Genomic DNA, 11,484 nt, shown 5'->3' on the forward strand with positions numbered 1-11,484 from the left:
GAAACCATAAGCCGCCGTTACCCAAAAACCGGATATGTACACAGTCAATAGCCGCTACTCAGTTCTTCACCACCACCCACGTAAAACACAACGGCAACTGCGCTGCCTGCTGCTGATAGCAGTCATAGAGCTCTTCGCGGTTGGAGTGCGAGTATTCCTTGAAGTGGCGGATCTGCAGCCCTGCCGCAATGGCGGCACTGAAGAGGTCGCTCAAGGTATGGACGAACCAGTAGGACGCCGCCGACGGCTGTTCGATCCTGCCTTCGTAGACGATCGGTTCGTGTTGCACGAACGGTTCGCGGCGGAAGTATGAACTGTCCAGGCGAAAAGGATCGATTGCCTCGGGGTCGAACATTTCCAGGAACGGGTGGGTTTCGTACACCACCAGCGCCCCACCCGGCTTCAGCGTACTCGCCACATGCCGGAAGAATTCGCCGATGTCCGGCATCCAGTTCAAGACCCCGATGGTGATCAGCGCCAGGTCAAAGCGCTCCTGCAGTTGCGCAGGCAGATGGTGAATGTCCGCTTCGATGAATTGCGGCGCATGGGGCGAGCGGGACGCCAGTTCCCGTGCCTGCTCGAGAAATGCTTCGGACTGGTCGACACCCACCACGCTGCGCGCGCCCAGGGCGAACAGTGACAGACTTTCGCGGCCGTTGTTGCAGCCCAGTTGCACCACCTCCTTGCCGTCGACACCTGTCTGGGTCAGCAAAGCGGTCAGGGTCTCATCCAGGCAGGAAAAATCCGCGTGCGCCACGTCCTTCAACAAGGTTTGCCATTCGCTGGAATCCTTGTGGTGACGGGCGGAGTCATTCCAGGCCTCTCGGTTACTGGCGATGGCTTGTTCTTTTGTCGGCAGTTCCATTGCACGCTCCAGGGTTCGGGTCGTCGAAGTGACCGGCCGAAGTCTAGATCAACCCTATCCTGGCAGGTGTTGCGAACTTGTAATCCACGCAGCACCGACGACTGCCCACGGCGAAAGCTATAGTTAATGACCTTGGGGACTTGTGGTTAAAACGATTTCGCAGGTGTTGCCATGAAAAAAACCGACCTGACACTTTTGCTCGCCATCTGCCTGAGCGCGACCGCTGTCGCCCACGCCGACGACTTGCCAGCCACCACTGACTACAGCAGTGAATTCAACTATTACGGCGCCGACCAACCCTTCGCACACCCCGTACCACCGTCCATGAGCACCGTACCACCGGGCACGTACATCCCGACCGCCCCCGGGGATTTCATCCCGGTTTCAAGCGAGCACGTGTTCTACGATTCGCGCCTGCCGACCGTGGCCGACGCCACGGTCAGGGTGTTTGTCCGCTCCTACGATCCGGAGCGTGGCGTCTACGTGAACCAGGAAGTCGAAAATCCCGGTTGCATGCTGTCCTGCCTGAGGCAAGGACCGGTGTTGCAGTGAGCACCAGGGGGTGTTCTCAATGAGTTTCCCCACCGCGGTAGGGAAACTGATTGAGAACGCCCCCTACCACTGGCGTTTGTCCGGACGGGCGAGACCGAGCTTTTCGATCCGGTAGCGCAACATGTCGCGACTCAGACCCAGCAGGCGTGCCGATTTGGTGACGTTCCAGTCGGTCTTGTCGAGCATCTTGCGCACCATGTCGCGTTCCACTTCCGGCAGGTTCATGGATTCGCTGCTGTTGTAGGACGGACGCTGTTCGCTGAAGTGTTGTGGTTCGTGATGAAACATCGGTGGCTCATCCACCAGGCTCAAGCAAACGTTCAACTGATGGGCGGCTATGGTGTCGCTTTGCGCCAGCAACACGGTTTGCTCCAGCATGTTGCGCAATTCGCGAACGTTGCCCGGCCAGCTGTAGCTGAGCAGCAACTCTTCGGCCTGGTCGCTGAAATGCAGGTTCGGCTTGCCGTAGCGTTTGCCATGCAGTGCCAGGAAGTGCCGGGCCAGCAGCAGGATATCGGCGCCACGGGCATACAGGCGCGGCACCTTGATCGAAATGATGCGCAGGCGGAAAAACAGGTCACGGCGGAATTTGCCTTGCTGGACCATTTGTTCGAGATTGCAGTTGGTGGCGCTGATCACCCGCAGATCGACCTTGCGCTCCTTCACCGAACCGACCCGGCGAATGGTCCGGTCTTCCAGCAGTTTCAGCAGCTTGGCTTGCAACAGCAGGTCCATTTCACCGATTTCATCGAGGAACAGCGTGCCGCCATCGGCCGCCTCCACCAGCCCCATGCGACGATCCTTGGCGTCGGTGAAGGCGCCCTTCTCGTGGCCGAACAGCTCCGATTCCACCAGATTGGACGGGATAGAAGCGCAGTTGAATTCAATGAATGGGCCTTTGCTGCGCGGGCCGTCGAAGTGCAAGGCCCGGGCCACCAGTTCCTTGCCGGTGCCGGTCTCGCCTTCCACCAGCACCGGTGGCAGATCGCTGTTGGCCATCCGCCGTTCGGCGTCGAGCAACTGGCGGATGGTGCCCTTGAGGTACGCCATCGGTGCCGACTCGCCAATCAGTGCCTGCACCCCCGACTTCTGGGCCTCGCGCTCCTGGTAAAACGACAGCGTACGCTCCATGCGGTCGGTGGCCAGGGCCTTGTCCAGCAGCAGCTTGAGCTCCGGCAGGGCCACCGGCTTGGTGACGTAATGAAAAGCGCCCTCTTTCATCGCCACCACGGCGTCTTCGACGTTGCCGTAGCCGGTCATCATGATCACTTTCAGATCCGGCGCGCTGATGCGCAGCTTCTGGATCAGTTCGTGACCACTCATGCCCGGCAACGAGTTGTCGGTCAGGACCACGTCAGGAGCGAAAGAACCCAATTGCTCCAGTGCATCTTCAGCCGAGTGGCAGACGGTCACCTCGAAGTCCTTGCGCTCCAGGTAAGTCTGAATATTCTCGGCGAGGATTTCGTCATCCTCGACCAGCAGAATGCTGTGCTCCATATTCCCCTCCCGTTGCCACTTTGAAATTGAGACAAACGCGGGTTCCTTCCTGCTCCTGGCTGGTCAGTTCGACTGAGCCGTCAAACCGCTCCATTATTCTTTTGACCAGGGCCAGGCCAACACCCAATCCGCCTTGTTTGGTGGTGAAAAACGGCTTGAAGACCATTTGTTGTTGTTGTTTGGACATGCCCTTGCCGGTGTCGGTCAGGATCATGCTCACGTCGCCAGGTACCGAGGAATCGATCTCGATCGTCAGCACGCCCCCTTTGGGCATGGCTTCCAGAGCATTAGCAAACAGGCTATTGAGTATTTGCGTGAGCAGCACCTGTTGGCTGACGACCGGTGGCACGCTGGCGGGAGAAAAACGCACTTCGACGTTCGAACGTTTGATCAAGGACTCAAAGGCACTCAAGGTGTCCTCGAGGGCCAGTACCAGGTCGACCGTTTCAAAGTCGTCATTCATCGGCCGCAAGGACACCAACAATTCACGGACCCAACGTGACATGCGGTCGACCTGACTGATGATGTCGCCAATATTTTTCTGTGCGGTCTGGCTGGCGATGTCCTGGGCCAGTTCGGCGCTGGAACGGATGTTCGCCAGCGGATTGCGCAAGCTGTGGGCCACCGCCGAGGACATTTCCCCCAGGGCGACAAAGGTTTCATTGGCGATCAGTTGTTTTTGCTGGCTCTGCAGCAGTATCGCCGCACGCCGGACGATCCAGAACAGCCCCAGGTAAATGGCCGCCCCGCCGATCAGGGTGGCCAGCCAGATCGCCTTGAAGCCACGCTGGATGCGTTCCACCAGGTCCACCGGTTCCTTGTAGATCTCCACCATGGCAATCACTTTGCTTCTGTCGGCGTTGAACATCGGAATGTAGTTCTCAACGAACAGGTATTCCGGTTCGCGCAGCAGACGCTGTTCGGGACGCTCCTCATCGATCTGGTGGTAGCGGGTGGACACTGGCGATTTCATTTCGAAGGATTCGTCCAGTTCGTTGTCGTCTTCGATGCGCACGCCGATCAACTCGGAGTTGGTCGACCAGACCACCGTGCGGTCCAGGGCATACACCGTCGCCAGCAGGATGTCCGGCAGATGCTCCACATGGTCGAGAAACTCGACGCGCGCGGCGGCCCGGGCGTCGGGGTTGACGTCGGAATCGGCATGGTCCAGGCGCGGGTCGAGCATTTCGCCCATTGTTCTGCCCGGCGAAATCCCGGCATGACGGATTTCGGCCTCGCCAATGGCTTGAATGAACTGCGCGGTCAGCATTGAATCGCGCTCGATGCTTTCATCGACTACAAAGCGCGTAGAGATGTAACCCAGGCCCAACGCCACCGCGGCAATGATGAGAAAGCTTGCCAGGGAGAACCAGCGCAGCAGGTTGAACTGCGGCCGCCACCCCCTGCGCGGTACTGCCGGAGCCTGCGGCGCAGCTACTTTTTGTTGTTCCAGTATCTGCATGGCGGTGTCCTGGATGCTTGAAATCGAACCTGTTCAGCCACTATCTGGATCAGTGTAGGTGGCATTGATAGCAACTGAGCGGCCAACGTAATTTTTTTGACACTATTGCGCCTGGGTCATCTCGGGTTGCGCGACCGAATGATGATGCTCAGGCTCCTCGTTACCACTGGCCGCCGGCGGATGCTGACGGTCAGTCTCTTCATGCAGGAAGTCGATGATGGACTGGGCGGAATGCTCATCCAGCCGCAGATTTGGCATTGGGATCCTGTTGTAGCGATCGAACAGTTCCATCGCAATCGGGTCCTTTTCCACGAGCATGCGATCCGGTTCGCGGATCCACCGAATGAGCCAGGCCGGATCGCGCTTATGGGTCACGCCGATCAGGTCCGGGCCGATGCTGCGCAAGCCGATGCCTTGACCGTCCAGCGGACCGAGGCTGTGGCAAGACGCGCAGCGAGTGCGGAACAGCTCTTCGCCATTGCTCGGCGGGCGGATTTGCGGAGCATCGGCGTAGCTTTCTTCGACGCTGGGCTGCTTCCAGTTATGCAGGGTATTGGCCAGTTGGTCGGCCAGGATCCACGGGTTTTCGAACGGCGAGGCTTTCATCCAGCGACCCGTTTCCTGGTTGCCGACGATCAGGCTCAGGTTGTGGTCCTTGTTGCGCCCGTTATCGATGCCTTCGATGAACAACCCCAGTTTCTTGCGCAGTTCGGTGACGTCGGCGAACTCCCCGGTGAGGAATTTCCAGCCCGGCCCGACCTGGAAGCGTTGCGCATAAGCCTTGAGCACTTCGGGGGTATCACTCAGGGGGTCGATGCTGATGGAGTAAAAGAAGATGTCCTTGCCGACCCGATCCCCCAGCAGTTTCTGCACCTGGCGCAGGCGCGCGGTTTCCAGGGGGCAGGAGTCGCTGCACGAGGTGAAGATGAAATTGATCACCACCACCTTGCCTTTGATCATGTCATCGAAAAAACGCAGCTGCTGGCCATCCTGGTCGGTCAGCAGGGTGTTGGGGAAATAGTTGCCACCCCACGGGGTGTCGGCTTCAGCGACATCGGGTACGGGAGTGGATGCCGGAGCCGGTTCGGGCGTCGATAATGGCTGGCTGGCGACCAGCAACTGGCTGGCCAGCAAACCGGTCACCAGCATCAGCACCCAGTGCATGCCCAAGGCCCGTGAGCGTGGTGAATGCAGCTTCAAAGGCGTAAACGCTCCTGAACGCTTGAAGTCGTAGCGCGCTTTTTTTGCCATCACCAGCCGCCTCGTAATCGTGAAGGTGGTAATAGTGACGATGCAAGGACCTCGCCAACGTTGTGACTGCTTTATATAAAAGCATTAACACCCGATAAAACAATGGCTTATCAACATCAACCTGCCATTGACCGTAGAAATGACCGGGGACTGACACCCACTAACGGGGATGTTCATGGGGCCAACTTGAACGACAGACGAACAGTGGTGCCCTCGCCTTCGCGACTGTCGAGGGTCACTACACCGCCAAAACGCTCCATGATCCGCTTGACCAGCACCAGCCCGACGCCCAGCCCGCCCTGTTTGGTGGTGAAGAACGGCCGGAAGGCCATGGTGCGCTGTTCATCGCTCATGCCTTTGCCGGTATCGCTCACCCTCACGCTGACGCGCTGGGCATCGCGCGGCTCGATCTGGATGGTCAGCGTACCGCCGTTGTCCATGGCCTCCACCGCGTTGGACAGCAGGCTGTTGAGGATCTGGGTCAGTTGCACCTGCTGGCTCAGGACCATGGGCGTCTGGTCCGGCTCGAACACTACCTTGACCTTGGCCTTGCTGATCTGTTGCTCGTAAGCCATCAGGCTGTCATGCAGTGCCGCCACCAGGTTCACTGGCTCAGCCTCGTCATTGAGCGGTCGCAGGGACTGGAGCAAATCCCGTACCCATGTCGACATGCGATCGACCTGGCAAATGATGTCGTTGATGTTCCCGTGTGCCGGCCCGCTGTCGAACTCTATCGCCAGCTCGGCGCTTGAGCGAATGGTCGCCAATGGGTTGCGCAGGCTGTGGGCGACCGCCGAGGACATCTCTCCCAGGGCCACGTAGGTTTCGTTGGTGATCAATTGCTTCTGCTGCGTCGCCAGCAGGATCGCCGCCCGCCGCACGATCCCGTACAGGCCCAGGTAAATCAGACCGCCGCCCAGGGCGGTCGCCAGCCAGATCAGCACCAGACCGCGCTCCATGCGGTTGATCAGGTCCTGCGGTTCCTTGTAAACCTCGACCATCGCCGTGACGGTGCGACCATCGGCATCGAACAGGGGAATGTAGTTTTCGATGAAGAGGTATTTGGGTGGCACCACGAACTTCTGCTCCATGCGGGATTTGTCCACATCGTGGTAGCTGGTCGACACAGGTAGCTTCGAGCTGAACGCCCGGTCGAGGTCCTCATCGCCATGGATCGTGGTGCCCATCAAGGCCGGGTTGGTCGACCAGATCACCCTGCGGTCGGGGGCATAGATGTTGACCAGGATCACGTCCGGCAAATTTTCGATATGGTCGAGGAAATCACCTCGGGCACTGGCGCGGGCCAGCGGGTCGACGTCTGGAAAGTCCTTGTCTTTTCGTGGGTCGAGCAACTCGCCCATGGTCCGGACGTTGGGTATCGATAGATGGCGCACCTCGGCCAAGGCAATCGCCTGAATGAATTGTGAGGTCAATAGCGCATCGCGCTGCACGCTTTCGGTAATCACGAACCGCGTGGATACCGCCCCCAGCGCCACCGCTACCGTCCCGATCACCGCCATGCTGACCAGCGAAAACCAGCGCAGCAGATCGAACGGCTGCTTGCGCGTGTTCAAGCGGACTTCGCTTTCGGTCGCAAGCACTTTGGCGATAGTGGTCATGGACACGATTCCCGGTTTACCCCCCTATAGGTTTATAGCCCACCCATGGCGGTTTGCCCGAACCTGGGTACTGCGACTCCCCACCTGCCCCGCCGCCCGATCCACCCCCAAAGTTGGGGGCAACCGCCCTATCTCCAACTTGCCGGTCTGTCACCGGCGGCTGCATCTACGCCTGTAGTTCGGGCCTCTCACGGGCGTTTTCGCTGATTGGTATGGAAGTTGCCCAACTCCCAGCCAACTGACCCATCCCCAAGGGGCAGGTACTTCGATAGAGGGAATACTCATGCACCCTTTACTGTGCAAAGCCACGACCGCCCTGGTCGTGACCGCTCTAGCCCAAGGCATCGCCCAGGCAGCGCTGTTTGCCGTAGACCCCGGACCCTACCTGCCAGCCAATGGCAATTTCGCCGCCTGGTATCAGGATAGCCACGGCCGAACCCTTGACCTGTGCTTATCAAAGGCTGTCAGTTCCAGGGTTGCCAGCGCGCCGGGCGCCCCAACTTACATGTGCTCGTTGATCCCTAATCCCGGCATTTTCGATGACACTCAACCGTTGGTCTTCCCGACCAATTTCCCCGACGAAGCGTTCTGGGCCACAGGCGAAACGACCATCGTCGATGCCGCCCGAGGCATCGACCTGACCTATGTCTCGGCGCTCGAAGCAGCCTTCAGTGGTGGGGATCCACTGGAGGGCGACCAGATCAGCTTCGCCCGTATCCGTATTCGCATCGATGTGCCCACCGCCGGCACTTATGTCATCACCCACCCCTACGGCGTCGAAGTGTTCAACGTCGACACCCCCGGCCGACGGGCGATCAACATGACCCGGGACATCGGCATCGGTGCGCCAAAAACCTACGACGGCGCGCTCAAGGGCGACGTCGGGCCGTTTCTGCGCAGCGTCAATGGTCCCTATACCGAGACCAACCCGACCACGGGCCAGACCGAACAGTTCGTCGGCGATCCGAACCTCAACGAAGCCGTCACCGGCAGCCCGTTCAACACCAACTACGTGCGCATTGAAGGCCCCAATGGCCTGGACTTGCGCACCAACCTCTTCGCCGTTTCCGGCAAGTTGTCGTCGGTGGTCCGGCCGACTCCGGTGATCGCCGAGCGCAGCACCTATTCGCGCCATGCCGGTACCAGCGCACCGGTGGCCCAGCAGGACGTGTTCGTGTTGGCCCCGCCACCACCGGCCACCGTGACCCTGGCCAGCAACAACCCGGTCCTGAACTTCACCGAAGCGAACACCACCGGCCACTGGTATGCGCAGTCGCCGAACAACCCGACGCTGCCGAGCACCTTGCAAGTGACCGCCGACAACCACCTGGCCATCGCCAGCAGCACGCCAACCACCTTGCCCATGCCGCTGACCGACCTGGTGACGATCTCACGCGCCGAATACAGCCTGAGCACCGGGCAAATCACCATCACGGCCTCGACCAGCGATGAAACGTCGCCACCGGTGCTCACCGCTACCACTGGCACCGGTCTCGCCATCGGCGCCCTGAGTGGCGACGGCGCAGTGAAAAGCCTGGCCACCGGCATCACGCCGATTCCGCCAGCCCAGGTTCGCGTGACGTCATCCAATGGCGGCAGCGATACCGAAGAAGTGGTCATCGTGCAATGAACGCTCACATGCCCGGATCCTCATCAGGAGGCATCATGAACAAATGGCCACGCCTGGCGCTCAACGCCCTGGGACTGACTCTATCGCTGTCCGGCAGTGCGTTCGCGCAACTTGCCGCCGTCGATCCCGGTCCCTACACCTTTGCCACCGGGAAATTCCCGATCTGGTATCAGGACAATAATCTACTGTCGATGGAGCTGTGCCAGTCCCGCGCCGCCAGCTCGCGGGTGCCAGCCAGTGTGCCACCGGCCTACATGTGCACCCTGCTGCCGACACCGGGCGTTTTCGACGACACCCTGCCGATGGTGTTCCCGGATAACTGGCCGGACGAAGCCTTCTGGTTCCTCGCCGAGACCAGCATCCCCAACAACGCCGCCGGCTATGGCATGGACGCCTACGTGGCCGGGATAGAAGCAGCGTTTGCCGGCGGTAATCCGGTCGACGGCGACCAGATCAGCTTCGCGCGGATTCGTATGCGGGTGAACATTCCCACTGCCGGGACCTACACCATTACCCACCCCTATGGTGTGGAAACGGTCAACGTCACCACCCCCGGCCGTCGTGCGATCAACATCACCAGGGACATCGGCATCGGTGCACCGGGGGTTTTCAGCGGTGCAGTCAACGGCGCGATCGGGCCGTTCCTGCGCAGCGTCAACGGCCCCTACACCGAGGTGAACCCGGACACCGGCGCCATCGAAACCTTCGTCGGCGACCCGAACCTCACCGAAGCCGTGACCGGCAGCCCCAACAACACCAACTTCGTGCGCATCCAGGGTCCGGCCGGGACCCTCCAGACCAACCTTTTCACCCTGTCCGGCAAGGTCCTCGACAGCCGCGCGCAAACCGCGGTGGACATGACCCGAGCCACCTACCGCCGCACAGCAGGTACGGGCGGCGACAACACCCGGGTCGAAGTGTTTGCCAAAGCCGCCAACGGTTCGACCCTGTGTTTCCGCGAAAGCATCGCCCTGGTGCCTGGCCCGCCTGTATCGCCTTGCCAGACCAACATGCTGGGCGATAACAACGGCGTGTTCTTCGCCCAGCATCTGCTGACCAACGCAACCGTGCCTCCGGTCGTGGTGGTCACCGCCACCAATCCGACCGGGACCACCCGGCCGACTGCGGTGTCGAGCAAGCTCTCGGACGTGGTGAAAATCCAGACCGCTCGTTACGACTGGAGCAACCACAGCCTGCTGATCGAGGCCACCTCCACAGACGAAGTGGTGGTACCGGACATGGTCGCCCAGGGTTACGGACGGCTATCGAAAACCGGCACCCTGCAACGCCTGACCGTTGCTGACCTGAGCCAACCCCCTGCAACCGTTACGGTGAAATCCGCCGCTGGCGGCAGTGACACCGAGCCGGTCGTAGTGGTCGGTACTGCACCGGACACCGGCGCGAACCAGGCACCGATTTCCGTCGCCGATACCGGCAGCACCAGCCTCGGCGTGCCGATCACCCTCAACCTGCTGGCCAACGACAGGGACCCGGACGGCAATACGCCGCTGAGCATTACCGCGCTGACCCAGCCGGCCGCCGGCCAGGGCTCCGTGGCATTGAGCGGCACTACGGCGGTGGTCTACACCCCTCCCGCTGTCGTCAATGCGCCGCTGACCACGACCTTCACCTACAAGGCCCAGGACGTCAAAGGACTGGCCTCGACGACAGCGGCAACCGTGACCATCACCGTGGCGCCTAACCGGCCTCCGGTGGCAGTCGCCGATGCCGTCACGACACTGGGTGTGGCGATTCCAATCAACGTGCTGGCCAACGACACCGATCCGGAAGGCAACCTGCCGCTGGCGGTCGCCAGCTTCACTCAACCACCGACAGGTCGCGGCATCGTCAGCAGGAGCGGCACGGTGCTGACCTACACCCCACCGGCCACCTTCACCACGGCCTTCACCACGACCTTCACCTACATCGCCCAGGACAGCTTCGGCGCCCAGTCGACGTCACCGGCCACGGTCACGGTGCAGGTCTCGCCACGGCCTGTTGCAGAAACCTTCGCAGTGACCACCGCAACGGTGAGCGCCCGCTCCAATAACCGCTTCACCTGGAGCTTTGCCGGTACCTCATCGGTGACCACCGGCAACACCATCACCATCAAGGTCACCACTCCGACCGGACTGGTCACCCTGGGCACCACCACCGTACCGGCGAACGGGCGCTGGAAGTTGACGGTGAACAACACCACCACGGTGGTTCCGTCAGCGAACCCGACCGCCACGATCACCTCGTCCCAAGGCTCCGTGCGCACGGTGCCGGTGATCGCCAACTGAGCCTGCGCCCCATCAGCCATGTTGGTTGATGGGGTTGGCTTCAACCCTATGGAAAACCGCGACCTCGGGTGGGGGACCGCGGTTTTTTTTTGCCGGATGCATTGATGGAATGCAATCCAGCGGTGGTCTGGCGGCCTTCATTGGAACATTGCCCGGATCAAACTCGCGCCTACGGTTGGACTGGGGGGCATCTGAAAGACAATGGTTGGCTGTCAGGCCGCCTTCGCGAGCAAGCCTGCTTGCGATGGCGGGGTGTTGGGCGACGCGTCTTTTACCGGTGTACATATCCGTTGCTGCGGTAACGGCCGCTAACGGTTCCGCTT

The 11,484-nt window shown here is 60.7% G+C and carries 9 protein-coding genes; 3 read left to right on the plus strand and 6 right to left on the minus strand.

Translation table 11 applies throughout. The features are described 5' to 3' along the window. Positions 1–58 precede the first annotated feature (58 nt). Positions 59–865, minus strand: coding sequence for a class I SAM-dependent methyltransferase (locus PMI31_RS29240; RefSeq protein WP_008023790.1), 807 nt, complete (start codon positions 863–865; stop codon positions 59–61). A 171-nt stretch (positions 866–1,036) separates the two neighbouring features. Here PMI31_RS29240 and PMI31_RS29245 point away from each other — a divergent pair, with 171 nt between their 5' ends. Next, positions 1,037–1,417, plus strand: a complete 381-nt coding sequence (locus PMI31_RS29245) for a hypothetical protein (RefSeq protein ID WP_008023792.1) — start codon at positions 1,037–1,039, stop codon at positions 1,415–1,417. 63 nt (positions 1,418–1,480) lie between these two features. On the opposite strand, the gene PMI31_RS29250 is transcribed toward PMI31_RS29245, so the two are convergent. The 4 genes from PMI31_RS29250 to PMI31_RS29265 all read right to left on the minus strand — a co-directional run bounded on the left by PMI31_RS29250 (position 1,481) and on the right by PMI31_RS29265 (position 7,246). After that, positions 1,481–2,914 carry a sigma-54-dependent transcriptional regulator gene (locus tag PMI31_RS29250; RefSeq protein ID WP_008023793.1) on the minus strand — a complete coding sequence of 478 codons (1,434 nt, stop codon included), beginning with the start codon at positions 2,912–2,914 and terminating at the stop codon, positions 1,481–1,483. Next, entirely contained in the window at positions 2,883–4,376 is a 1,494-nt protein-coding gene (locus PMI31_RS29255) for a sensor histidine kinase (RefSeq protein WP_008023794.1), read from the minus strand. Before PMI31_RS29255 ends, PMI31_RS29250 begins: the two co-directional genes overlap by 32 nt. A gap of 102 nt (positions 4,377–4,478) precedes the next feature. Next, on the minus strand, positions 4,479–5,627 hold the full coding sequence (locus tag PMI31_RS29260; protein WP_008023796.1) for an SCO family protein: 1,149 nt from the start codon (positions 5,625–5,627) through the stop codon (positions 4,479–4,481). A gap of 173 nt (positions 5,628–5,800) precedes the next feature. Continuing rightward, positions 5,801–7,246 (minus strand): sensor histidine kinase, encoded by a 1,446-nt coding sequence (locus tag PMI31_RS29265; protein ID WP_008023797.1) that lies wholly within the window; start codon positions 7,244–7,246, stop codon positions 5,801–5,803. Between the two features lie 283 nt (positions 7,247–7,529). On the opposite strand from PMI31_RS29265, the gene PMI31_RS29270 reads away from it, so the two are divergent. Next, a complete protein-coding gene (locus tag PMI31_RS29270) occupies positions 7,530–8,876 on the plus strand; it encodes a hypothetical protein (protein ID WP_008023799.1) in 1,347 nt (448 codons plus the stop codon). A gap of 35 nt (positions 8,877–8,911) precedes the next feature. Beyond that, entirely contained in the window at positions 8,912–11,161 is a 2,250-nt protein-coding gene (locus PMI31_RS29275) for an Ig-like domain-containing protein (protein WP_008023801.1), read from the plus strand. Between the two features lie 12 nt (positions 11,162–11,173). On the opposite strand, the gene PMI31_RS31585 is transcribed toward PMI31_RS29275, so the two are convergent. Further along, on the minus strand, positions 11,174–11,484 hold a 311-nt coding region (locus tag PMI31_RS31585), incomplete at its 5' end, for a hypothetical protein (protein WP_238539327.1).

This window comes from Pseudomonas sp. GM55, assembly GCF_000282395.1.
GTDB lineage: Bacteria > Pseudomonadota > Gammaproteobacteria > Pseudomonadales > Pseudomonadaceae > Aquipseudomonas > Aquipseudomonas fluorescens_CC.